Below are 24,168 nucleotides of genomic sequence, written 5' to 3'. Positions count from 1 at the left end.
AACATCCCCGCCTCCGCCCCACACCCCACCGATTCCCGACCCGGGCCCACCTCCGCGACCACACGCCACCGCCCCCTGCGCAATCCACCCCGGGTGCCGAGTCCAGCGAGGCCCACAAACGGTTCGGCCCGCGAATTACACTCCACAGGTGGCCCGATGGCTGTTGCATGTCGACCTCGATCAGTTCCAGGCGGCGGTTGAATTCCGCCGCCATCCCGAACTGCGCGGCCTGCCCGTGATCGTGGGCGGGAACGGGGACCCCGAGGAACCCCGCAAAGTGGTGACCTGCGCCTCCTACCCGGCCCGTGCCTACGGGATCCGGGCGGGCATGCCGTTGCGTTCGGCGGCTCGCAAATGTCCGGACGCGGTGTTCCTGCCCCTGGACGTGCCCAGTTACGACGAGGCCTCCGAGGAGGTCATGGCGGTACTGCGGACGTTCACCGATCAGGTGGAGGTGTGGGGCTGGGACGAGGCGTTCGTCGCGGTCGATACCGACGACCCCGGGGACCCGGACGAGCCCGAGCGGACCGCCCGAGCGATTCGCTCTGCCATCGCCGAACTCGGCCTGACCTGCGCTATCGGTATCGGTGACAATAAGCTCACCGCCAAATTGGCCACCGGGTTCGCCAAATCCGTCGGGAAATCCGCCGATACCCCGGCCGATCATCCGGGCGCGCGGGAGGGCATGTTCCGGCTGACGGCCGCGAACTGGTCGGAGGTGATGGCGCACCGGCCCACCGACGCGCTCTGGGGAATCGGCAACCGGATCGCGGCGCGACTGGCCGACCTGGATATCCATACGATCGGCGATCTCATGGCCGCCGACCGGTCGCGGCTGGCCGCCGAATTCGGCCCGACCAACGGACCGTATCTGTGGGTGATGAGCCGCGGCGCGGGCGATACCGAGGTGGTGAAACGGCCGCCGCCACCGGTCGGGCGCAGCAAATCGGAGACCTTTCCCCGCGACCTCACCGACCTCGACGAGATACACGCCCAGGTGGCACGGCTGACGGCGGAGGTCACCGAGGAGATCGCGGCGGCGGGCCGGATCGCGGTCCGGGTGTCGGTCACCGTGCGCACCAGCACCTTCTACACCCGCAGCAAACAGTCGAAACTGGCCGAACCCACCACCGACGTGGCCGTCGTCGTCGAGACAGCACACCGCGTCCTCGACCGTTTCCCGCTCGACCGGCCCATCCGTCTGCTCGGGGTGCGTCTCGAACTCGCGCCGGCGGAGTCGCCCGATACCGGCGCTTGACCTAAATAAAGGTTCAGCTTTTAGTGTCGGTGCTCTGGAGTTGAATCGGCTCCGGAGCGAAAGGACATGTCGATGAGCATGGAATCGGTGGCCTGGGACCAGATGTACCGGCGGATGAACGCTCCCGGCGAGGAACGGGCGTTCAGCCTCACCACGGCCCGGCGCATCCTCGGCTTCGCGCGGCCGCACCGGCGGCGAATGGGCGCGTTCCTGGTATTCAGCGTGGTGGCGGCGGTGCTGGCGGTCGCCACGCCGCTGCTCGCGGGCCGGGTGGTCGACGATATCGTCGGCGGCTCGGCGCCGCGCACGGTGATCCTGCTGGCGGTGGCGATCGCCTGCCTCGCGGTACTCGACGCCGGCCTGGGCCTGGTGATCCGGTGGCTGTCGGCCCGTATCGGCGAGGGGCTGATCCTGGATCTGCGCACCGCGGTGTTCGATCACGTCCAGCGGATGCCGATCGCGTTCTTCACCCGCACCCGCACCGGCGCGCTGGTCAGCCGCCTGAACAACGATGTGATCGGCGCCCAGCGCGCGTTCAGCGACACGCTGTCCGGTGTGGTCGCCAACCTGGTCACGGTGGCGCTCACGCTGGTGGTGATGCTGCAGCTGTCCTGGCAGATCACCGTGCTGGCGCTGCTGCTGCTCCCGGCCTTCGTGATCCCGGCCCGCCGGATGGGCGACCGGCTCGCCGATATCCAGCGTGAGGCCGCGGGTCTGAACGCGTCGATGAGCACCCAGATGACCGAACGCTTCTCCGCGCCCGGAGCCACCCTGGTCAAACTCTTCGGCCGGCCCCGGCAGGAATCCACCGAGTTCGCGCTGCGCGCGCAGCGGGTCCGCGATATCGGAGTGCGCACCGCCATGGTGCAGACCGTGTTCGTCACCGCGCTGACCCTGGTCTCCGCGCTGGCGGTGGCCCTGGTCTACGGGCTCGGCGGCTGGTACGCGCTGCGCGGGCAATTGGACGCCGGCGCGGTGGTGGCGCTCTCGCTGCTGCTGACCAGGCTGTACTCACCGCTGACGGCGCTGGCCAGTGCCCGGATGGAGATCATGTCCGCCCTGGTGAGTTTCGAGCGCGTCTTCGAAGTCCTCGACCTCGACCCGCTGATCACGGACGCGCCCGGCGCGCGGCCGGTGCCCGCGGGGCCGGTCGCGGTGGAATTCGACGCGGTCCGCTTCGGATACCCGTCCGCGGAGAAGGTTTCGCTGGCCTCGCTGGAGGAAGTGGCGACCCTGGACTCCCGCGGCGGCGAGGAGGTATTGCACGGCGTCACGCTGCGCGCCGAACCCGGACAGCTGATCGCGCTGGTCGGTTCGTCGGGGGCCGGGAAATCGACCATCGCGCAACTGGTCTCGCGGCTCTACGATGTCGATTCCGGCGCGGTGCGGCTCAACGGCGCCGATGTGCGTGAGCTGACCACCCGCTCCATCCAGGACACGGTCGGGCTGGTCACCCAGGACGGGCACCTGTTCCACGACACCATCCGGGCCAACCTGCTGCTGGCCGATCCGGCCGCCACCGAGGACCGGATCTGGGACGCGCTGACCCGGGCCCGGCTGCGGGATCTGGTGGCCGCGCTGCCCGATGGACTCGATACGGTGGTCGGTGAACGCGGATACCGGCTCTCCGGCGGTGAACGCCAGCGGCTCACCATCGCCCGGCTGCTGCTGAAACAGCCGCGCGTGGTGGTCCTCGACGAGGCCACCGCCTCACTCGATTCGACCTCCGAGGCCGCGGTACAGGCGGCGCTCACCGAAGCGCTGCAGGGGCGGACCGCGCTGGTGATCGCGCATCGGCTCTCCACCATCCGCGCGGCCGACCAGATCCTGGTGGTGGAAGCGGGCCGGATCGTGGAACGCGGATCGCATACCGAACTGCTGGCCGCCGACGGACGCTACGCCGAGCTGTACCGGACCCAGTTCGCCGACGATCCGGCGCCCGCCGTGGCCTGAGCCGCGCCCCACCTCACCCGACGGTGACCGACCGGGAATGCCACCCGGTGGCGCCGTCGGGTGCCGGGCTCGCGCGCTGATCGGTCTGCACGTTCCCCTTCGCGTCGGTGGCCCGGACCCGCAGGGTGTGCGCACCGGGCGGGGCGTCCCAGCGCCACGTCCACTGGCGCCAGGTGTCCAGCGAGTACTCCGGCGCCAGCTCGGCGGGCTGCCAGGGGCCGTTGTCGACCTGCACCTCGACCGCCGCGATACCGCGCTGCTGCGCCCAGGCCACCCCGGCCACCACGGTCGGTCCCGGTGCGAGGTCGCCGAACGCGGCCGGAACATCGATCCGGGACGCGGTTTTGATCGGGCCGCGCGCCGACCAGCCGCGCTGGGTCCAATACGCCTCGGCCATATCGAATCTGGTGAGTTCCAGATCGACCACCCATTTGGTGGCGCTGACGTAGCCGTACAGACCGGGCACCACCATCCGGGCCGGGTAGCCGTGTTCGACCGGCAGCGGCTGTCCGTTCATCCCCACCGCCAGCAGGGCGTCGCGGCCGTCGGTGAGGGCGGCCACCGGGGTCCCGGCGGTGAAACCGTCGGCGCTGGTGGACAGCACCATATCCGCGTCCGGCCGGACCCCGGCCTCCGCGAGCAACTCCGCCAGCGGATAGCCGACCCAGCGCGCATTGCCGATCAGGTCGCCGCCGACCTCGTTGGATACACAGGTGAGCGTGACGATCTTCTCCACGGCCGGCCGGCGGCGCAGATCGTCCATACTCAGCACGATTTCGCGGTCCACCATGCCGTGGATCCGTAACCGCCAGTCCTCGCTGGTCACCGCCGGAATACGCAAGGCGGTATCGATCCGGTAGAAGTCGGCGTTGGGGGTGACGAACGAGGTGAGCCCGCGCACCGGCGGATCGGTTCCCGGCGGGACGGGCGCCGCGGGAACCCGCGGCCGGGGCAGGACGAACTGTTCCAGATCGGCCGCGACCGCGCGCATCCGCTCCCCGATCCAGCGCCCCGCCACCGCGCTTCCCGCCGCGACCGCGGCCGCCCCGGCGGCGAGGGCCAGGAACTTTCGACGCGACGGATCGGTGGCCGGCCCCGTGCTCGGTTCGGTGCGCGGGTCGTTCCCCGGCGCCCGCGCGATCAGGAAGCGCAGAGTGGCGACACCGGCCGCGACCCCGAGCAGAATCGGAAGCGCGAACACCAGGGTCGCGTTGGGACGCAACAGGACCAGCACACAGACGATCAGGCCGAGCGCCACCAGCAGCAGACTGCCGTACGGGCCGCGTCGTTCCAGCAACCCGGCGACCACGGCCAGCACTGCCATCACCACCGCCATGGACAGGAAGAGCACCGCCTTGTCGCGGGTGCCGAACTGTTCGATGGCGAACTCGCGCAACGCGGCCGGGGTGTGGTCGACCACGGTCGCGCCGGTCGACACGAACGGGGAGGCGTCCGGATCGATAAGGCCGGCGAACAGTTCCGCGATCCCGAGCACCATCGCGGCGGCCAGCAGACCGCACAGTCCCGCCGCGACCGCGCCGATCCCGCGACCGTCCGGGCTTCGCGAATCGCTTTCCGTGGTTCCGGTTGTGTTCTGCATGACCGCCTCATTCCTGCTCGGGCCACCGCCCGCTGCCGGGGGTTCGTACAGACTCCCCGCTGCGGATGGTGTCATTCCGGGCACGACCGGGGAAGACGGCCGGAACAGGCGTCGCCGAACCGTCAGATATCGCAGTCGGAGCAGGGCCGGCCGTGACCGGACCGGTGCCGGGAAGGCGCGGGCCGGTATCGGCGGACGCTCAGCCCAGGGTCACCGCGCCGAGCGGAGACGTGGTCGGCGCCGGCGATCCACCGTCGGGTTCGAGGGTCACCGCGAGCTGGTCGGACGTGGCGAATTCGGTGATGTAGGGGGCATCCTCGGCGGGCAGTTCGGGCAGCACACCGGCCGACCGCGGGACCCCGCTCGCGTCGATCAGCCACAGCTGGTAGTCGCTGCCGTCCGGGGGCGCGGGCACCGCGTCGAAGGAGACCGTGACGGCGCCCAGTTCGGCGGAACTGTGCACGGTGAGCGTGCCGGCGCCGATGGCGGCGGTGGTCGTGCGGGCGTCGGCCCGCTCCCGGACCTGCTGCGCGGAGATCGTCCCGTCCGGACCCTCGCCGGTCTCCTCGAACACGCCGATACCGATGGCGACGCCGGCCGCGACCACCACCGCCGCGGCGGCGGCCGCGAGCCGTCGCATGGTCCGGCGGCGCCGGGCCCGGGCCAATTCGTCGGCGTCCTGGTCCGCGACGGACCCGGCGGCCGCCCCTGCCCAAGCGCCGGTGTTCACGTCCGAACGAGCTCCGGGCAGCGAATCGAGCGCCGCGAGGATCGCGGCTTCCACATGGGCCGGAGGCGGCTGCGCGTCGAGTACCGACAGCGCCCCCATGGCCTCCCGGACCTCGCGGACGGTGGTGTCGAAACTCCGGACGGTGTCCGGACCGGCCGCGCGCACCCGCTGTTCGATTTCGGCGCCCTCGGCATCGGATACGGCGTCGAGGGCGTACGGGACGGCCAGGTCCATCAGGTCGCTGTGGCCACCCGGCGAATCGGGTGGTGAGGTGTCAGGCATCGGAGGCAACCCCTGATAGGCAGTTCTGGAGCCGTTTCAGACCGTCACGGATACGGCTCTTGATGGTGGGCAGTGGTGATTCGAGCTGGTCGGCGACTTCCCGGTAGGTGCGCCCGCTGTAGTAGGCGAGTGCGACCGCCTCCCGCTGGGTGGAGGTCAGGACGTCCAGACAGTCCCGGACGGCCGCCTCGTCCAGCCGCTGGTGCACGGTTTCGGAGACGATGTCGTGGTCGCGTCCCAGATGGGTGTGCCCGTAGACGATTTCGCGTCCGGTGGCCGATTCCTCGGCCCGTACCCGGTCGACCGCGCGGCGGTGGGTGATCATCATCAGCCACCCGATCGCGCTCGACCGGGCCGGGTCGTACCGCGCCGCCGCCGACCACACCTGCAGATACACCTCCTGGGTGGCCTCCTCGGCCGCGGCCGGGCTGCGCAGGATCCGCCGCGCGAGCCCGAATACCCGGGGACTGGTCTCCCGGTAGAAGTCGGTGAACGCCGCGCGGTCACCGCTCCCGGCCGCCTGCAGGAGTTCGGCGTGGCGACGGGCGGTGGCCCGATCGTCGTGGCCGGCCGGGCGGGCGGCGCATGCCTCGGGACCGTCGCCGTCGCCGAGCTCCGGTCCGGCGTCCCGGAGGCGGATCGGACCGGAGCCGGAATCCGGCCAGTTCGTCATGATCGTGCCCTCCACTGCATGGCAAGGTGTTCGCCGCCCCCGGGTCCGGGGATGGGGTCGAACTCCCGGTTGTTGTGCAGGTCACTGTGGCGATCCTGGCGCATCATGGGCTCAGTCTGGTCCACCGGGCAGGCAGGCGGGCACGAATCGCTCACGCGGGCGGCATGAGCACCCCGTCGATCATGTAGACCGTGGCGTTCGCGGTCTGCACGCCGCCGCAGATCACCGACGCGCCGCCGACCTCGATATCGTCGCCCGCGCGGGTAACCGTCACGGGGGCGCCCTGCACCGTGGTGTGGTCGCCGGCGATATCGCCGGGTTCGATCCGGCCGGGCACCACGTGGTAGGTGAGGATATCGGTCAGGGCCGCGGAATCGGTCTTCAGACCTTCGACGGCCGCCGGATCGAGTTTCCCGAACGCCGAATCGACCGGCGCGAAGACCGTGAACTCGCCACCGTTGAGCGTATCCACCAGGTTCACCTGCGGATTGAGCTTTCCGGACACCGCCTGGACCAGGGTCTTCAACATCGGATTGTTCGAGGCGGCCACCGCCACCGGATCCTGGGCCATCCCGCCGACCGAGCCCGCGCCGGAGGGCACCTGCGCCGCGTACTCGGCGCAGCCGGCGCCCACCAGACCGGCGGCCGGATCGTCGGCCGCACCGGCGGCGGAGGTCTGCGGAGCGCTGCTCGCGGGAGCGGGCGCGTCGGCGGAACTCTCCTCGCTCGAACATCCGGTGGCGCCCAGGAGCGCGGTCGACGAGATCGCCGCCAGTAGCACCACACGCTGTATGTGCTTCATGGAATTCCATCACTTTCCGGCCAGGACGACCCGTGCGGCCGCGCTGCGAACATTGTTGGACGGAATTCGGCCGGCCTGCCGGTGCGGATGGGTGCGCGACGGTAACGACCGGAGAACACGCACGCGAAAGCGGGCCGCGGCAACCGTTTCCGGTTCGGCCGCGGCCCGCTGTTCTCGGCGGATCAGGCGCTGACCGCCAGGGTCCGCCCGTCCAGATCCGCTTCCCGGACCGGTTCGATGGCGTAGGCCAGGATCTCGGCGACATCGCCCACCGGCCGGATATCGAGATCGGCCAGCACATCGGCGGGCACATCGTCCAGATCGGGCTCGTTACGCGCCGGGATGAACACTGTCTTCAGCCCGGCCCGCTGGGCGGCCAGCAGTTTCTGCTTCACCCCGCCGATCGGCAGGACCCGGCCGTTCAGCGTGACCTCACCGGTCATCCCGACATCCGAGCGCACCGGGCGCCCCAGCGCCAGCGACACCAGCGCGGTGACCATGGTGACACCGGCCGAGGGCCCGTCCTTGGGCACCGCGCCCGCCGGGACGTGGACGTGCAGATTGCGGTCCAGCACAGCGGATTCGATACCGATCTCGCCCAGATGCGACCGCACATAGGTGAGCGCGATCCGCGCGGATTCCTTCATGACGTCACCCAGCTGACCGGTGAGGGTCAGGGCGCGTTCGCCCTCGGCGGTGTTGGCCTCGATGTAGAGCACGTCACCGCCGAGACCCGTCACCGCGAGTCCGGTCGCCACGCCGGGCACCGCGGTACGTTCGGCCGAATCCGGGGTGAACCGCGGACGGCCGAGGTAGTCCTTCAGATCCGCGATATCGATGACCAGCGCGGTATCGCTGCCGGGGACCTCCGACAGCCGGGTCGCGGCCTTGCGCAGCGCCTTCGCGATCAAGCGTTCCATCTGCCGCACTCCCGCTTCGCGGGTGTAGTCGGCCGCGATCTCGCGCAGCGCCGCGTCGGTGACCCGCACCTCGTCGGCGGTGAGCGCGTTGCGTTCCAGCTGCCGCGGCAGCAGGAAGTCGCGGGCGATCGCGACCTTGTCGTCGGAGGTGTAGCCGTCCACCGTGATCACTTCCATCCGGTCCAGCAGCGGGCCGGGGATGGTGTCCATGACATTGGCCGTCGCCAGGAACAGCACGTCGGACAGGTCGAGGTCCATATCCAGGTAGTGGTCGCGGAAGGTGTGGTTCTGAGCGGGGTCGAGCACCTCGAGCAGTGCCGACGCGGGATCGCCGCGGAAATCGGCGCCCAGTTTGTCGACCTCGTCGAGCAGGACCACCGGGTTCATCGAACCGGCCTCCTTGACGGCCCGCACGATCCGGCCGGGCATGGCGCCCACATAGGTGCGGCGGTGCCCGCGGATCTCCGCCTCGTCGCGCACGCCGCCCAGGGCGACCCGGACGAACTCACGGCCCAGCGCCCGCGCCACGGATTCCCCGAGCGAGGTCTTGCCGACCCCGGGCGGTCCGGCCAGCACCAGCACGGCGCCGGACCCGCGCCCGCCCACGACATCCAGTCCGCGCTGCGCGCGCCGCGCCCGGACCGCCAGGTATTCGACGATGCGGTCCTTCACCTCGTCCAGCCCGTGGTGGTCGGCGTCGAGCACGGCCCGCGCCGCCGCCACATCCGTGGAGTCGGTGGTTTTGACCTGCCAGGGCAGTTCGAGCACGGTATCGAGCCAGGTCCGGATCCAGCCCGTTTCCGGGCTCTGATCACTGGACCGCTCCAACCGGCCCACTTCGCGCAGCGCCGCCTCCCGTACGGAATCGGGCAGATCGGCCTGTTCGACCCGGGTGCGGTAGTCGTCTGCGCCGTCGGGTTCGTCCTCGCCGAGTTCCTTGCGGATGGCGTTGAGCTGCTGGCGCAGCAGGAATTCGCGCTGGCTCTTCTCCATGTTCTCGCGGACCTCGTCACCGATCTTCTCGGTGACCTCGGCCTCGGCGATATGCGCGGTGGTCCATTCGATCAGCCGGTTCAGCCGGGCCGTCACATCCGGGGTCTCCAGCAGTTCACGTTTCTGATCCGTGGAGAGGTAGGCGGCGTATCCGGCCGTATCGGCGATGGCCGAGGGATCGGTGAGCTGGTTGAACGCGTCGACCATCTGCCACGCCTCGCGCCGCTGCAGCACCGAGACGACCAGCTTCTTGTACTCCGCGGCGAGTTCGCGGGTGCGACCGTCGGCGGCGGGAGTGTCGACCGGTTCGGCCTCCACCCACAGCGCGGCGCCGGGGCCGGTGACACCGTGGCCGATCTTCGCACGCCGTTCCGCCTTCAGCACCGCGGCGGGGGTGCCGCCGCGCATCCGGCCGATCTGTTCGATGGTGGCGATCACGCCGTAGGAGGCGTAACCCTCGGTGAGGCGGGGGGCGAGCAGGACGGCTTCGGTCTTCGCGGCCTGTGCGGCGTCGATCGCCGCCTGTGCGGATTCGTCCAGTTCGATCGGTACGACCATGCCGGGCAGCACGATGGGATCGGTCAGGAACAGCACCGGAAGATTCTGGGGTGTAGTCACGAACGCAACCTCCAATACTTGAGCTACTGGGACTCAACTTCGAGAGGTTTGCCTTTGTTCCGCCCCAGCCCCCATGTTCGCCGACGGCGAATTTCCGTCGATTCCCGGCCGCCGCGCGGGTTTCTCCGGACCGCGCCGCTGTACATTGCGCCGGCTCTCGATCCAAACGTACGATTGGTTTATCCAAGCGGTCGATTGGAGAAGCCGACGTGGACAGTACCCGGGAGCGAATCGTCGCCGAAGCGCTGCGGCTCTTCGCCGAACAGGGATACGCGTCCACCAGCGTCGCGGCGATCGAGAAAGCCGCCGGGCTGTCCCCGCGCTCCGGGTCGCTCTATACCCATTTCGCATCCAAAGAGCAGGTACTGGCTGCCGCCGTGGAGGCGGCCATCCAACTCGCCGAGACCGGGTTCGCGCTGGCGCCGATGTTTCCGCTCGGCGATCTGCGGGCCGAACTCGTGCTCGTGGCACGCGGTTCCCTGCTGTTGATGTCGAACTGGCACAACCTGATTCGCGTGATGATGAAGGAGTCCGAGCAGTTTCCCGAGGTGATGGCACAGGCCCGGGAGCGGCTGTTCACACCCTCGTACAAGTACCTGTCCGGCTGGCTGGCCGACCGGGCCGCGCAGGAGAGCCTGCCCGAACGCGATTTCGATGCCATGACCATGATCTGGCTCGGCGCCATCGAGAACTACTGGGTGATGACGAATATCTACCGTCACCGCCCCCTCGGAACCACCGACGACCGATTCGTCGACGAATGGGTCGACACTCTCCTTGCCGCAATGGGGGCGAAACGATGAGCCATACCTTCGATTTCAACGATCCCGCCGTTATCGAGGATCCCTACCCCGCCTACGCGCTGCTACGAGAGCGGGCGCCGGTCTACCACTCCACCGACCCCGATCTCTGGATAGTCAGCCGCTACGACGATGTCCGCACCGTCCTGCGCGATGCGCACCGCTTCTCCTCCGCCGTTTCGGCCATCGGGTCCGATCCCTTCAACCCGACGATGACCGGCCCGGCATGGCTGCACAACCTCCTCTCCGGCATACCCGCGGTCCGCGTGCTGCTGACCAGCGATCCGCCCGACCACACGATGCTGCGCCGGAAGGTGAGCCGCACTTTCACACCGCGCCGGATCACGGCCTGGGAACCGCGGATTCGCGAGGTCACCACACAGTTGGTCGACGAAATGACCGCTACCCGCGACCCAGATCTGGTCCGCGATCTCGCCGCCCCGCTTCCGGCCATCATCATCGCCGAAATGCTCGGAGTACCCGCCGGCCGCCGCGACGATTTCAAACGCTGGTCGGACGGACTCATCGACGGCCTGCTGACCGGGGGCAGCCGGACCGCGATGATCCGCAGCGCGATCGCCATCTCCTGGTTCTTCTATCGCACGATACGGCGGCGACGGCGCGCGCCCGGCGACGATGTGATCAGCTCCCTGGTGAGCGGCACGGGCGAGGAGGCGCTCACGACCGCGGAGACCGTGAACTTCTGCATCCTGCTGCTGGTCGCGGGCCATGAGACCACCACGAACCTGATCGCCAACACCGCGCTGGCGCTGTTCGACCGGCCCGATCTCCAGCGGCAATTACACGCCGACCCGGCCTCGGCCGCGCAGGCAGTCGCCGAGACGCTGCGCTTCGACGGGCCCGCGCAGGCACTACTGCGGGTCGCCACCACCGATGTCGAATTGGGCGGCACCACCATTCCCGCCGGCGGCTATGTACTGCCGTTGGTCGGATCGGCCAATCGCGACCCACGGCAATTCCCCGAGCCGGACGAGTTCCGGCTCGACCGCCCGAACATCGGAGATCAGCTCGCATTCGGTGCGGGCATCCACTACTGCATCGGCAGCGCCCTGGCCCGGCTGGAGGCCACCGCCGCCATCGAGGAACTCGTGCGCCGCGTGCCGGCGATGGCCCCCGCGGGAACTCCCCGGCGCGTCGCGAGCCCGGTCCTGCGTGGGCTGCGCAGCCAGCCGGTCGACCTCGGAGCGCCCGCGACGGTCAGTGGCCCGCGAATGCCTCCGCCAGCCACCATGCGCCCCCGTCGCTGGTGATCTTCGCGTCGATCACCAGCGGGCGGCCGCGGCCGGTCGCGCGGTAGTCGTCGAGCCAGCCGCGAACACCGGCGAGGTCGCCGACGGTGCGCACCGTCGTGCCGGCGGCCCCGAACCCCTCGGCGATGGCGGCGATATCGGTTTCCGGGAAGGTCACCGTGGCATGGTCGGCGTCGCCGAAGTGGTGCACCTCGGCGCCGTAGGCGGAGTCGTTGTACACGATCACCACCAGCGGCAACTCGGCCCGTACCGCGGTGTCGAGTTCGGCGACGGCCATCAGGAAACCGCCGTCGCCCGTGCCCAGTACCGGCAGCCGTCCCGGCTGGGCGAAGGCCGCGCCGATAGCGGTGTGCAGGCCCAGTCCGATGGATTGGAACGCCTGGGTGAAACAGAAACCGAATTCGTCGGGCACGGCGAGATGGGTGGCCGGGTAGCCCATGAAGTTCCCGGAATCGATCGCGACCACCCGCTCGGCGGGCAGGAGGTCGTCGAGCGCGATCGACAGCACCCGGGGATCGATCCGCTCGCCGGTGGAGGTGTCCTCGACCGGCACATCACGCCAGCGGCCCGCCGCGGCGAGCAGCGCGGCCACCTCCCGGGTGCGATAACCGTCGCCGGTTCCCGCGCCACGGACTCGCGCCAGTACGTCCTCGGCGGTGAGGCCGCAGTCGCCGATCACCCCGAAATCGACCGGGCGGTGCGCGCCGACGGCGTCGATATCGTCGTCCACCTGCACGACCGTGGTCTCGGGACCGATCAGGCGGCCGTGACGCATGGTCCACATGTTCAGCGCGCACCCCCAGCCCACGATGAGGTCGGCGCCCGCGATGAGATCGGCCACGGCCGGTGTCGAGAACCCGCCGGAGATACCCAGGCCGAATTCGTCCCCGGCGAAAAGCCCGTTGGCCACGGCGGAGGTGGCCACCAGCGCGCCGCATTCCGCGGCGAGTTCGGCGAGCACCGGCCCGGCGCCGCGCGCGCCCCGGCCTGCCACGAATACCGGCCGCCGCGCGGTACGCAGGGTTTCGGCGAGCCGGGTCACGGAGCCGGTGTCGGGCCGTACCCGGGCGGGAGCCACGGTCGCCGCGACCGGCCCGGTGACGGTCGCCGGGGCCGCCGCGACATCGATGGCGATATTCAGCACCACCGTGCGCCGGAGGGTGACGGCGGTGCGGTAGGCGCGGGTCACATCGGCGACCACGGTCTGCGCCGAGTACACCCGGTCGGACACCGCGCCCACACTGCGGACCAGCGCGTCTTGGTCCACCCGGAAATTGGAGCGCAGCGCGGCGGCCGGACTGTCGGCGGCGAGCACGATCATCGGCGTCCGGCTCTTGGCGGCCTCGCCGATTCCGGTGACGGCGTTGGTGAGCCCGCAGCCCTGATGTACCGAGGCCAGGCCGACCCGCCCCGACATCCGCGAATACGCGTCGGCCATGGTGGCGGCGCCGCCCTCGTGCCGGGTCGCGGTGAAGGGGACTCCGCCGGCCCGCAGCGCGTTGGTCATCACGAAATTGCCGCTGCCCACGACCCCGAAGCAGTGCCCCGCACCGAGATCGGCCAGCAGCCGGCCCACCACATCGGCGACGGTCGGCCCGTAGACCGGCTGTCGCGCGCCGGCCGGCGGATTGTCCGGCACCCGGCCTGCTGTCATCCGGCCGCTCCGGTCACGGCCAGCACGCGCGACGGGCTTCCGGTGCCGCCCACGATCGGCAGCGGGCTCACCACCAGCATCGCGCCGGTCGCGGGCAGGCGTCCGAGGTTGCGCAGCGAGGTGAGTCCGTATTTGTCGTTGCCGAGGAAGTAGTGGTGCACCGGGAAGGCCGGGTCGAATCCACCGGCCAGCCCGGCGTCCACCCCGACCGTTTCCACACCGAGCCCGGTGATATCGCGTTCGGTGGCCAGCCAGCGGGCGCAGTCGACGGCCACACCCGGGGTGTGCGAACCGGTGTCGTCGGCGTTGAGGAATTCGGCCTCCGATCCACCCCGCACTTCCCACCCGGTGCGCAGCAGCAGCCAGGTCCCGGCGGTGAGCCGGCCGTGGCGGCTCTCCCATTCCTCGACATCGGCGACGGTGAGCAGGTAGTCGGGGTCGGCCGCGACCTGCGCGGTGAGGTCCAGCACGGCGGCCGCGCCGAGGAGGCGCCGCACCGGGATCTGCGAGACGTCGTCGCCGTCGCGGCCGGTGATCCAGTGCACCGGTGCGTCGAGGTGGGTGCCGATATGTTCGCCGGTGTGGATGTTGTTGTGCCGCCAGAAGGGGCCGGGCTCGTTGTAGGCGCTGACCTCTTCGAGCCCGAAGTCGATGAGATTGGCGAACGGCGCGGGCAGGCGCAACGCGGGGGTGGCGCTACTGAGCGGGGTGGTGAGATCGATGACCTCGAGCCGTCCGGCGAGAAGAGCGTCGAGGAAATCGGTGAGCACCGGGGCGGGCGGCGGGTTGGTCATATCGGCACCCTATTCCTGAGCGGCGGTCACGGCACGGGTGGCGCTGATTGACACCCGGGACGGCCCGGTGACAATGTGATGATCTCCGATTCACGATCCGGCCCGAGGGGGAGCGCGCGATGATCACACTCTCGTCCGGAGTGTTGATCAACTGGGAAGAACTCACCGGTCAGACCAAATTCGTGGTGGATCTCGTCAGTTTCCCCATTTTCAGCGCCGCGGCCGGCTGGCTCACCAACTGGACCGGCGTGCTGATGCTTTTCTGGCCGCTGCTGTTCCGGGGCGTCCGGATTCCCGGTCTCGATGTGCTCTACCCGTATCTGCCCCGGCGGGTGCAGGTGCTGCCGACTTTTTCCGAGGACGGTTCGAAGCTCGGTTTCCAGGGTTTCATACCGGCGCGCGCCGAGAAGATGGCCAGTATCTGTGTCGACAAGGCATTGATGCGAATCGGCAGTCCGCGAGATTTCATCCACGAACTGGATCTCGAGGGAATAGCCGATTACGTCGCCGCGCTCGCGCAGAAACAGGTGAAGACCATTGTCGACGAGGTGATGAACCGGGAGAACCCGGATTTGTGGCAGACCCTGCCGCGCGCCATGCGCCAGCTCATCTATCAGCGGGTCGAACGCGAGATGCCGGAACTGGCCCGCCGGGCCTTCGCCTCGCTCGGCGACAATGTGGATCAGCTCATCGATGTCAAAGGTTTCGTGATCCGGTATCTGCAGGAAAATCCGCAGATCTTGAAGGATCTCACCACCACCATCGCCGCCCCGGAATTGAAGTTCATGGTGCGGATCGGCCTGCTGGGCGCGCCGTTCGGTCTGCTGCTGGCGCTCTATCTGCATATCCACCACGACATTCCGGTGTGGGGATGGGTTCCGGCCTGGGTGATCGTGCTGCTGGTCTCGGCGGCCATCGGCGTGATCGTGAACATCATCGCCATCCGCGTGGTGTTCACCCCCGGCGATCCCCAGCCCCGCTACAAGTACCTGTGGAAACAGGCGCTGCTGGCCAAACGGCAACCGCAGGCGGCGACCGATCTGGCGCATATCCTCGCCTACCAGGTGCTGACCCTGCCGAATCTGTCCGACGAGCTGCTGAACGGCCCCAACGGCGACAAGACCCGGATTCTGCTCGAACAGCTCATCTCCGATGAGATCCACCGGCAGCTGGGCCGGACCACCTCGGTGGTGCGCGCGGCGTTCGGCCGGCGGCAGTTCGACAATCTGAAGGTGGGCGCGGCGGGTGCGGCGGTGGGCCTGGCGCCCTCGCTGGTGGAGGATGCCGATTTCATCCGCGAGCAGGCGGAGAAGATCGACGAGTTCGCGGCCCGCAAACTCCAGCAGCTGACCCCCGGCGAGTTCATGGAGATGTTCTACGCCTCGGTGGAGCAGGACGCCTGGCTGCTGTATCTGCACGGCGCCGCGCTCGGGCTGCTGGTGGGCGCGACCCACCTGCTGCTCTTCGGCTGGTAGACCCGGCGTAAACCGTTCCGCGCGGAGCCCCGCCCGAAATACAAGCAAGCGTGCTTGTATTTTTCTCGGCCCGCTGCGATGCTGACAGAGCACCGGGAACCGGTGCGCGACGGAGGAGAGCGACGATGGCCGACCTGGACGCGCTACTACGCGATCTCGACGCGGAAGGCGCCGAACTGGAAGGTCTCGTGGCCGGCCTGGCGCCCGCCGACTGGACCCGGCAGACCCCCGCCGCCGGCTGGACCATCGCCCATCAAATCGGCCACCTGGCCTGGACCGATGAGGTCGCCGCCCGCGCCGCCACCGACGCGCGCACCGGCGGCACCGCCTTCACGGAACTACTGACCGCCGCCGCGGCCCGGGTGGACACCTTCGTCGACGAGGCCGCCGAAGAAGCGGCCGGGACCCCGGTGCCCGAACTGCTGGACCGCTGGCGCCGCGGCCGTAGCGCGCTCGCCGAAGCGCTGCGCGCCGTCCCTGGCGACGCCAAGGTGCCCTGGTTCGGACCGCCCATGCGGCCCGGGTCCATGGCCACCGCGCGACTCATGGAGACGTGGGCGCACGGTCAGGATGTCGCCGATGCGCTCGGCGTACGCCGCGAACCCACCGACCGGTTACGCGCTGTGGCCCATATCGGAGTGCGGACCCGCGATTTCGCCTATTCCGTACGCGGCCGGGCGGCGCCCGCCGAGGAGTTCCGGGTCGAACTGGCGGCGCCCTCCGGTGCCGTGTGGTCGTGGGGCCCCGACGACGCGGCACAGCGGGTCACCGGACCGGCCCTGGATTTCTGTCTGCTCGTCACGCAACGGCGACATCCGGACGATCTGGCGCTGCACGCCGTCGGCACCGATGCCGCCGAATGGCTCACGCTCGCGCAGGCCTTCGCCGGGCCGCCGGGGAACGGCCGGGAACCGGGTTCTTTCGCCTGATCGGCGACAGGTTCTTTCGCCTGATCGGCGACGGCTGATCGGTCAGGCCGGCGAGCGTCACACCGGATCCGCGACAGCCGGACGTCGTTGGCCGGGTGCCTGCGCACGGCAGTCGAGTACGGCGCTCGCCGGCGGGTGAAAAGTACCCCCGGTCCGATGCCCGAAACCTCCGATGAATCCTGTCCACCCCGGCAGATTCTCCCGGACTGTGACGCTTATCTCGGTTCCGAATGGGTAATCACAGGCGGTCGGCCTGCCACCTGGCCTGATACCGTCGCCGAACCGATCGGCAATGCGTCACAGGTGGTGTCCATCGGCTATCGAATCTCCAACTGTCCGAAATAAAACGGAAAGTTATAGTACTTTTGTCGGGCAGCCGTGGAGGGAGGGCCCGTGGGCTTCATCAAATACGCAAGCGACGTGACGGCACCGATCACCGTTGCCTTCGCCTATGCGGACAATCCCCTGTCCGTCCCGGACTGGCTGGCGGGAGCCAGACGCATCACCCCGCACGGCGAGATCGAGAACGGCGTCGGCGCCCGCTACGACATCGGCTACCGGTTCGGCCTGTGGCAGCCGACCCTGGTGTGCGAGATCAGCGAGCATCGCCAGGACGCAGTCCTCGGCTATACCTTGAGCGGCCCGCTGTCGGCCCGGCTCACCCTGCGTTTCGACCCGCTCGGCCGCGGCAGATCGGTGCTCAGCTGCGAACTCGACTATGCCGATTCACGCGGCGTGACGGCTTTTCTGGTCGGCCGGCCGCGTGCGGCCCTGCTCCGTTCGGCCCTGCGCCGCACCGAGGCGCGACTACGCGCCGCCATCGAAGAGTTCCACGGTACGGACCTTGTCGGCCGCCATGCGTAGGGTACTGCCATGATCATCGTGAGTACCGACGGATCGTGCCTGCGCAACCCCGGTGGAGCCATCGGCTGGGCGTGGGTCGACCACGCCGGTGGCGCCGAGAGCGGCGGCGCGGCAACGGGTACCAACCAGATCGCCGAACTACGGGCCGTCCTGGAGGCCATCCGCGCCCACCCCGGCCCCGACCCCCTGCTGATCGAGAGCGATTCGCTGTACGCGATCAAATGCGCCTCCGAATGGTTGCCCAACTGGCGCAACAACGGCTGGCGCACCGCCAGCGGCGGCGCGGTGAAGAACCTGGAACTCATCCGGGATATCGACCACGCCATCGCCGCACGACCCGGCCCGGTACGTTTCCGCTGGGTGCGCGGTCACGTCGGCAACTACTTCAACGAGCAGGCCGACGCCCTGGCCGGTTCCGCGGCCCGCAAGGCCGCGGCCACCTCCGGCACCGAACCCGCCGGAACCCGTAAGGCCCCACAAACCTCCGCGGCAGCAGGGAAGGCTGCGGAACCGATGGCCCCACCGGCCGTCGACTACGCGACAACAGCGCCGCTGCACCTGTTCTGACCGGCCCCACGGCCGGAGTGCGCGCGCTGTTGTCGCGGTAGTACCTTCACAGACCGCCCGAATAGCCTCCGGCGGTGGTGGCTCGACCCACCGCCGGAGGCGCCCGGGGTCCGGCAGCCACTCATCAGCTGCTCGCCGCTACTGATTCGAATCCCGAGCGGATGACTGTCATTCAGGCAGTGGGCCACAGCGCTCCCGCTCTGCCGAATGGTCGGCGTACACACCGTGACGACGCGAATCCGCCCGATATCCGTGGCTGATACGGCAAGGGAGCCTCGCACACCACACGGTCACAACCACTGGGGGGATTGCGTGTGGGCAAGGGGCGTCTCTTCCCAATACTTCCATTGCGAAACCATGTAACACGTCACATGTTCGGAGGTATTCACATGAGCCGGGCTCAGTACTGCGCTCCACCGAACAGAGGGGACGATCATGACCAACCAGCCGCCTTACCCGCAGCAGCCCTACGGCAGCTACCCGCCACCTCAACCGCCGAAGAAGAAGACCGTGTGGCCGTGGCTGCTCATCCCCGCCATCCTTCTGTTGTGCGGGTTCGGTGGCTGCGTTGCTCTCGTCGCCAACTCGGATGATGTGTCCTCCTCGGTCGCCGAAGGCGTCCGGGAAGGATCCAGCACTGGCGATGACACTGCTGCCGCGGGTTCGGCTGTGAGAGATGGGAAGTTCGAGTTCCAGGTGACAAAGGTCGATCAGGGACAGGAAGCGGTGTCCTGGAGCACCTTGGTTCAGCGAGAAGCACAGGGACAGTTCGTGATGGTGCATGTCACGGTCACCAATATCGCAGACACGGCCCAGTACTATTTCGGGCAGAACCAAACGCTGATCGACGAACAAGGCCGCGAGTTCACCAACGATTCGATGGCCGAAGCGTATGTGAACGAGCCCGGTGCGACGACCGGTGAAATCAATCCGGGCAACAAGATCGACGTCATATTGGTGTTCGATATCGCCGACAATGCGGTGCCGACGGCGATCGAGTTCCATGATTCGGCGTTCTCGGGTGGCGCGCAGGTGGCCTTGAAGTAGCGTTTGTTTGCTGCGCGGCAGGCACGAAGTCGGTGTCTGCCGCGCTACCGCGACCCCTCGCGCTACTCCCGGAACAGCACCACGGTGAGCCAAGTCAGCCCGATTACGAGCGCGACCAGCGCGAGGTCGGCACCGCTCACAGCTCGACGACCGGCCATCGGTGCCCGCGTGGGTATACCTGGTTCGGCGTGACGAGATCGGCGAGATCGGTGATCGTGTGACGTATCGAATCGGCATGCTCGAATGAGGGGACCACGACCGCATTCGCGTTGTGTTCCATGACGACACCGGCCACGATGAGCGCGGACGCCAGGGGTCCCGTGTCGAGATAGACCGTCCATACCATCCGGTAGCCGTGACGCTCGGCCACCCGGTGGACATCCACGCCGTCCCCCTGGATGTCTCTGCGTATCAACGCGACAGCCTTCGGCCTTCCGCCGACCATGGCGCACCCCTGCTCCCCGACCCTGCCTTTGGAAACGCCCGCCGCCGGGGAGCCGGGTCGACCCGACGGCGGGGCTTCGTACAGGGTTGCGGTCGACCTGGACCGATACGACGACCGACCAGGCGTCAATCCATACTTATTTCAGGCGACATTCAGGCGTCCAAACGCTACCGTCAGGACATGGGCACGACACCTAACACGGCTTTGCGCGCGGCTCGCAATGCCCGGCTGATGAGCCAGGACGACCTGGCACGAGCCTTGCGTGAGGCCGGATGCCTCAGCGCCACGAAGAGACTCGTGCAGCGCTGGGAAGCCGGCCGCACCCTCAACCCGCGCCCGTCCCACGCGAGGGCATTGGAGAAGGTCATGGGATTACCGATCGAAACGCTCGGGTTCGGCGCAGTGATGGCAGGTCGTAGCCTGTCGGGCCCGGACGGCAGCCGGAACGTCGAGTCCGCCATCGGAGATATCGACTCCGGCCAGGTCGCCTCGGCAACCGGAGCGGGCCGGGCGCGGCTGCCCGGGTCGTACGCCGGTGTCTGGCTCTCCCGCTACGAGTACTACTCGAGCGGGCGAGATGCCACCTTCACTGCGGCGCACTATGTCGTGGTGTTGCAGCACGATAACCGGCTCACGGTGCGTAGCCTGCCCGGCTCATCTCCGTCGTCACTCGAAATGGACCTCAGCGTCGACGGCAACATCTGCACCGGTACATGGAGCGAGCACACCGCGCCGGGTGGCTACTACCGCGGCGCCCGGTATCACGGCTCGATCCAGCTGCTGATCGAGTTGACCGGTACCCGGATGGCCGGAAAGTGGGTGGGGTTCGGCAAGAACTTCGAGGTGAACACGGGGCCATGGGAGCTGGTATTGCAGAATTCATCTACCTCGAAAGCGACTGTCGACTCCTACAACCGGACCCCGGACACCACCTCCTGACCACCGCGTCCGGGTTGGCCTGCGGCGATAATGCGGGACCGCGAAGGCTTCGATCCGATGGTCATCTGTGATGATCGAGCGACCGCCGGACAAGCCTCCAGGCGAGGGACCTGCGGATTACCGAGGGATAAGGTGTCGATATCGATCACGTCGCGGAGTAGGGGAGGCTGTGAAGTATTTCAATACCACCGGGCCGTGCACTCCGGATCGGCATTACATGCTGCCCGCGGTAGCGCGGTTACCAGAGGCGCACCGGCATATAGCGCGTGGGCAGTACTTCGTCTTGCACGCGCCACGGCAAACCGGCAAGACCACGACCTTGGCCGATCTCGCACGCCTGCTCACACATGAAGGGGAGTATGTCGCACTCCGGTTTTCCTGTGAGGTGGCGGAACCCTTCGGAGAGGACATCGGCGCCGTCGAGCAGTTGATCCTGGGCCGGATCACCGAGGCGGCCGAGTTGGCCGGGCTGGCGCCGGAGATGAAGCCACCGTCTCCGTGGCCGGATGCAATACCGGGATCGCGAATTCTGACTGGACTGGGAGCATGGGTCCGGCGGTGCCCAAAGCCGGTTGTCCTGTTCTTCGATGAGATCGATGCGGTGCGGGGGGCCAGTTTGGTCAGTGTGCTGCGACAGTTGCGGGACGGCTACACAGCCGATCGAAGTAGTTTCCTGCATTCGGTGGTGTTGTGCGGATTACGGGACGTGCGGGACTACAAGGCAGCCTCGGGCGGGGACCCCGGCCGGTTGGGAACTTCGAGCCCGTTCAATATCAAGGTCGAGTCGGTGCGGCTGGGCGATTTCACCGCCGCGGAGGTCGCGACACTCTACGGGCAGCACACCGCGGAGACAGGACAGCATTTCGATCCGCGGGCCCTCGATCTTGCGTTCTATTACACGCAGGGGCAGCCGTGGCTGGTGAACGCGCTGGCCGCCGAGGTGATCGATCGGATGGGGGTGGAGTCCGTGATCACCGAGGACCATATCGATATCGCGAAGGAACGGTTGATCGTCGCGCGCGCCACGCACCTGGATTCGCTGGTCGCAAAGCTGCTCGAACCCCGGGTCCGGCGGGTGGTCGAATCGCTCATCGCGGGGCGGAATCAGGATGGTGATATCGAGTTCGCCGACGCCCTGTCCTACGTCCGTGACCTTGGTTTGATCGCCGAGGACCGGCCCGTACGGATTGCGAATCCGATCTACAACGAGGTGATCCTGCGAGTTCTGGCCTCGGGTATCGAAGAGAACGTCACTGCCGAACCCAGCCGCTTCAAACTTGCCGACGGCCGTCTGGATTTTCCGGCGTTGTTACAGGAGTTCATGGCATTCTGGATCGCCAACGGCGAAGTTCTCACCACTCAACGGAACTACCACGAGGTGGCTCCGCAGCTGGTACTGATGGCGTTTCTACACCGGATCGTCAACGGTGGCGGGTTCATCGATCGCGAGTACGGTGTCGGGCGGGGCCGGATCGACTTGCTCATTCGGCAGCCCTACACCGAACCGGACGGGGGGCGTGCGCAGCAGCGGCAGGCCTTCGAGTTGAAGGTGTGGCGCGAAAAATCCGGTGACCCGTTGGAAGACGGTCTGGTTCAGCTCGACGGTTATCTGGACCGGGTCGGATTACCGACCGGTGTCCTGGTGATTTTCGATCGACGTGAAAGCGCCGCGTCGATCGCCGAACGCACTCGGCTCAGCGATGTCACCTCACCCGCCGGTCGCGTGGTGACGCTGCTTCGCGCATAAGTCCCTGAAAAGACGTATTCCGGCGGTGGTTCGACCACCGCCGGAATACGTCCGGATCGTTCCGGGATCAGTTGCCGGGCGCGGGGGCGGGCTGACCGCCCCCGGGGGCGGCGGGCGCCGGGCCGGCGGGCGCGGGGGCGCCGCCTTCGGCACCCACACCCTGCAGCATCGCCAGTTCCCACTGGTTGACGATCCAGCGGTCGCCGTCCTTCTCCAGGCCCGCGACCACCGCGATGTCCTGGCGCTTCGGTTCGGGGGTCACGGCATTGGTCTTCATCAGGCCGATATTCACCAGCACCTTGGCGGACTTCTCGTCACCGGACTGGAAACCGCAGGTCGACTCGTCGACCCAGGATTTCACCTTCGACTCGGTGAGCAGCTGGCGCAGCACATCCCAGTTCTGCTCCAGCGACTGCACGACGTTCGAGGTGGCGCCGTCCTTCATGGCGGTCATGAAACCGTCCAGATCGCCCTGGTAGTCGTAGGTATTCGTGGCCTGTGCGAAATCGCAGGCGGCCTTGGTGGATTCGTTCTGCGCGTTCAGTTCGCCCTGGTTCTGCTGATATGCGCGGAAATACACCACGCTCGCGACGACCAGTGCCACCAGCACCACACCCGCCGCGAAAGCGGCCACCATCGGCAGCAGTCCGGATTTGCCGTCGGAATCCCGGGCCGCCGCGGTCTCGTTCTTCGCCATAGCTTCGAGTCCTCGCTTCTCGTCTGTCTCGCGGCCCGGTTACTGCTGCATCATCGGGGTGTCGAACTTCGCCACCAGCCAGGTGCCGTCGATCTTCTCCATATCGACATTGGCGGCGACCTTGACCCGGCCGGGCTGCTGCTGTGGCTGGGCGCCGGCGGTGGTGAACTGCTGGTCGATCACCAGCACCACGCGGGCGTTGTCGTCGGAACCGGATTCGTAGCCGCACTGTACTTCGGCGGCGGTGGAATTCACCTGGGTCTGGGCGAACCGGGTCTTCAGTTCGGGCCCGATCTCGGAGACCAGTTTCTTCCAGTCACCGGTGGCGCCCTGATCGAGCCGGGAGATGTAGTCGTCGGCCTTGTCGCCGCTGTAGGTGGCGAAACTGTTCCCGAAATCGCAGGCGGCCTTGGTGGCCGCGGCGCGGCGATCCAATTCCTCCTGGCGGTCGTTGGCGAGGAAGAAGAACACCCCGACCGCGACCACGGCGGCGACCAGCAGTACCGCGAAACCGGCCAGCGCGGGCAACGGGAACCGCCGGCCGCCGGTCTCGGACTTCGCGGCTTCGTCGTCCGCGGCGGGCTTGTCCTCGTCACCGGACTCCGATGCCGTGGCGGCGTCGGCATCCTTGTCGGCGGTTCCGGACTTTCCGAGCGCGACGGTGGCATCGTCCCCGCCGGCCGATTCCGGCGCGGCTGTGCCGACCTTCACCGTCGCATCGGGGTCGACCTTCTCGGTCGCGTCCGCCCCGACCTTCCCGGTCGTCTTCGAGTCGATCTTCTCGGTGCTGTCGGAGTCGACCTTCTCCGTGCTGTCCGAGTCGACCTTCTCCGTGACATCCGAACCGGCCTTCACGGTGGCGTCGGGGTCCGCGGTGGGCTTCTCGATCTTCTCGGTGGCGTCGGCCTTATCCGTGGAACCGGATTCCGCGGCGTCGTCGCCGGCCGGCGCCTTCTTCGCTGTCTCGCTACCGGAGGCGGTGTGCTCAGCCGCGGCGTCCGCTGGCACACCAGTGCCTTCCGGCTCCAAGGGGTCGGAGACGGGTTTTTCTGTGGACATCTGTACTGTTCACACCTTCCCGGCGCGGCTGGAGACGCGCCGTAATCTACC

Annotated in this window: 21 protein-coding genes; 11 read left to right on the top strand and 10 right to left on the bottom strand. The window is 68.2% G+C overall.

All coding sequences use genetic code 11. The features are described from left to right. The first annotated feature begins 148 nt into the window (after window positions 1-148). Together ACZ6SF_RS09510 and ACZ6SF_RS09505 are read left to right on the top strand one after the other, a co-directional pair. Complete coding sequence (locus ACZ6SF_RS09510) at window positions 149-1,258, top strand: DNA polymerase IV (RefSeq protein WP_466061597.1); 1,110 nt, start codon at window positions 149-151, stop codon at window positions 1,256-1,258. A gap of 72 nt (window positions 1,259-1,330) precedes the next feature. After that, window positions 1,331-3,211 carry an ABC transporter ATP-binding protein gene (locus ACZ6SF_RS09505; protein WP_466061596.1) on the top strand — a complete coding sequence of 627 codons (1,881 nt, stop codon included), beginning with the start codon at window positions 1,331-1,333 and terminating at the stop codon, window positions 3,209-3,211. A 13-nt stretch (window positions 3,212-3,224) separates the two neighbouring features. Here ACZ6SF_RS09505 and ACZ6SF_RS09500 read toward each other — a convergent pair whose 3' ends face one another. From ACZ6SF_RS09500 to lon, 5 genes are all read right to left on the bottom strand, one after another. After that, on the bottom strand, window positions 3,225-4,811 hold the full coding sequence (locus ACZ6SF_RS09500) for a molybdopterin-dependent oxidoreductase (RefSeq protein ID WP_466061595.1): 1,587 nt from the start codon (window positions 4,809-4,811) through the stop codon (window positions 3,225-3,227). Window positions 4,812-5,010: 199 nt separating this feature from the next. Further along, on the bottom strand, window positions 5,011-5,823 hold the full coding sequence (locus ACZ6SF_RS09495; RefSeq protein ID WP_466061594.1) for an anti-sigma factor: 813 nt from the start codon (window positions 5,821-5,823) through the stop codon (window positions 5,011-5,013). Beyond that, window positions 5,816-6,496 carry an ECF RNA polymerase sigma factor SigK gene (sigK, locus tag ACZ6SF_RS09490; RefSeq protein WP_466061593.1) on the bottom strand — a complete coding sequence of 227 codons (681 nt, stop codon included), beginning with the start codon at window positions 6,494-6,496 and terminating at the stop codon, window positions 5,816-5,818. The genes ACZ6SF_RS09495 and sigK overlap by 8 nt, the downstream gene beginning before the upstream one ends. Before the next feature lie 151 nt (window positions 6,497-6,647). Beyond that, window positions 6,648-7,298, bottom strand: coding sequence for a fasciclin domain-containing protein (locus ACZ6SF_RS09485; RefSeq protein ID WP_466061592.1), 651 nt, complete (start codon window positions 7,296-7,298; stop codon window positions 6,648-6,650). Window positions 7,299-7,480: 182 nt separating this feature from the next. Then, window positions 7,481-9,829 carry an endopeptidase La gene (gene lon, locus ACZ6SF_RS09480; protein ID WP_466061591.1) on the bottom strand — a complete coding sequence of 783 codons (2,349 nt, stop codon included), beginning with the start codon at window positions 9,827-9,829 and terminating at the stop codon, window positions 7,481-7,483. A 209-nt stretch (window positions 9,830-10,038) separates the two neighbouring features. On the opposite strand from lon, the gene ACZ6SF_RS09475 reads away from it, so the two are divergent. Together ACZ6SF_RS09475 and ACZ6SF_RS09470 are read left to right on the top strand one after the other, a co-directional pair. After that, window positions 10,039-10,632, top strand: a complete 594-nt coding sequence (locus ACZ6SF_RS09475; protein WP_466061590.1) for a TetR/AcrR family transcriptional regulator — start codon at window positions 10,039-10,041, stop codon at window positions 10,630-10,632. Beyond that, the gene (locus tag ACZ6SF_RS09470) at window positions 10,629-11,900 is read left to right on the top strand and encodes a cytochrome P450 (RefSeq protein ID WP_466061589.1); all 1,272 of its coding nucleotides are present in this window, start codon (window positions 10,629-10,631) and stop codon (window positions 11,898-11,900) included. Before ACZ6SF_RS09475 ends, ACZ6SF_RS09470 begins: the two co-directional genes overlap by 4 nt. Here the strand turns inward: ACZ6SF_RS09470 and ACZ6SF_RS09465 are convergent. Together ACZ6SF_RS09465 and ACZ6SF_RS09460 are read right to left on the bottom strand one after the other, a co-directional pair. After that, window positions 11,848-13,554, bottom strand: a complete 1,707-nt coding sequence (locus ACZ6SF_RS09465; protein WP_466061588.1) for a thiamine pyrophosphate-binding protein — start codon at window positions 13,552-13,554, stop codon at window positions 11,848-11,850. The genes ACZ6SF_RS09470 and ACZ6SF_RS09465 overlap by 53 nt on opposite strands. Continuing rightward, complete coding sequence (locus ACZ6SF_RS09460) at window positions 13,551-14,348, bottom strand: cyclase family protein (protein WP_466061587.1); 798 nt, start codon at window positions 14,346-14,348, stop codon at window positions 13,551-13,553. Before ACZ6SF_RS09460 ends, ACZ6SF_RS09465 begins: the two co-directional genes overlap by 4 nt. Window positions 14,349-14,467: 119 nt before the next feature. Between ACZ6SF_RS09460 and ACZ6SF_RS09455 the strand changes: the two genes are divergently transcribed. The 5 genes from ACZ6SF_RS09455 to ACZ6SF_RS09435 all read left to right on the top strand — a co-directional run bounded on the left by ACZ6SF_RS09455 (window position 14,468) and on the right by ACZ6SF_RS09435 (window position 19,230). Next, entirely contained in the window at window positions 14,468-15,823 is a 1,356-nt protein-coding gene (locus tag ACZ6SF_RS09455) for a hypothetical protein (RefSeq protein WP_466061586.1), read from the top strand. A gap of 125 nt (window positions 15,824-15,948) precedes the next feature. After that, window positions 15,949-16,752, top strand: a complete 804-nt coding sequence (locus ACZ6SF_RS09450; protein WP_466061585.1) for a TIGR03084 family metal-binding protein — start codon at window positions 15,949-15,951, stop codon at window positions 16,750-16,752. A 393-nt stretch (window positions 16,753-17,145) separates the two neighbouring features. Further along, the gene (locus ACZ6SF_RS09445; protein WP_466061584.1) at window positions 17,146-17,616 is read left to right on the top strand and encodes an SRPBCC family protein; all 471 of its coding nucleotides are present in this window, start codon (window positions 17,146-17,148) and stop codon (window positions 17,614-17,616) included. Between the two features lie 9 nt (window positions 17,617-17,625). Beyond that, on the top strand, window positions 17,626-18,183 hold the full coding sequence (locus tag ACZ6SF_RS09440; RefSeq protein WP_466061583.1) for a ribonuclease H family protein: 558 nt from the start codon (window positions 17,626-17,628) through the stop codon (window positions 18,181-18,183). A 435-nt stretch (window positions 18,184-18,618) separates the two neighbouring features. After that, window positions 18,619-19,230 (top strand): DUF4352 domain-containing protein, encoded by a 612-nt coding sequence (locus ACZ6SF_RS09435; protein ID WP_466061582.1) that lies wholly within the window; start codon window positions 18,619-18,621, stop codon window positions 19,228-19,230. A 136-nt stretch (window positions 19,231-19,366) separates the two neighbouring features. Here ACZ6SF_RS09435 and ACZ6SF_RS09430 read toward each other — a convergent pair whose 3' ends face one another. Beyond that, window positions 19,367-19,645, bottom strand: coding sequence for a hypothetical protein (locus tag ACZ6SF_RS09430; RefSeq protein WP_466061581.1), 279 nt, complete (start codon window positions 19,643-19,645; stop codon window positions 19,367-19,369). 210 nt (window positions 19,646-19,855) lie between these two features. Between ACZ6SF_RS09430 and ACZ6SF_RS09425 the strand changes: the two genes are divergently transcribed. Continuing rightward, window positions 19,856-20,614 (top strand): helix-turn-helix domain-containing protein, encoded by a 759-nt coding sequence (locus ACZ6SF_RS09425; RefSeq protein ID WP_466061580.1) that lies wholly within the window; start codon window positions 19,856-19,858, stop codon window positions 20,612-20,614. A 319-nt stretch (window positions 20,615-20,933) separates the two neighbouring features. Further along, a complete protein-coding gene (locus ACZ6SF_RS09420; RefSeq protein ID WP_466061579.1) occupies window positions 20,934-22,361 on the top strand; it encodes an ATP-binding protein in 1,428 nt (475 codons plus the stop codon). Between the two features lie 67 nt (window positions 22,362-22,428). On the opposite strand, the gene ACZ6SF_RS09415 is transcribed toward ACZ6SF_RS09420, so the two are convergent. Together ACZ6SF_RS09415 and ACZ6SF_RS09410 are read right to left on the bottom strand one after the other, a co-directional pair. After that, complete coding sequence (locus ACZ6SF_RS09415; protein ID WP_466061578.1) at window positions 22,429-23,058, bottom strand: hypothetical protein; 630 nt, start codon at window positions 23,056-23,058, stop codon at window positions 22,429-22,431. 39 nt (window positions 23,059-23,097) lie between these two features. Further along, a complete protein-coding gene (locus ACZ6SF_RS09410) occupies window positions 23,098-24,066 on the bottom strand; it encodes a bacteriophage T4 gp5 trimerisation domain-containing protein (RefSeq protein WP_466061577.1) in 969 nt (322 codons plus the stop codon). Between the last annotated feature and the right edge of the window lie 102 nt (window positions 24,067-24,168).

Source organism: Nocardia sp. NPDC049935 (assembly GCF_055586645.1).
The sequence above is the reverse complement of the archived record's forward strand: the minus strand, read 5'-3'. Positions and strand labels throughout refer to the sequence as shown.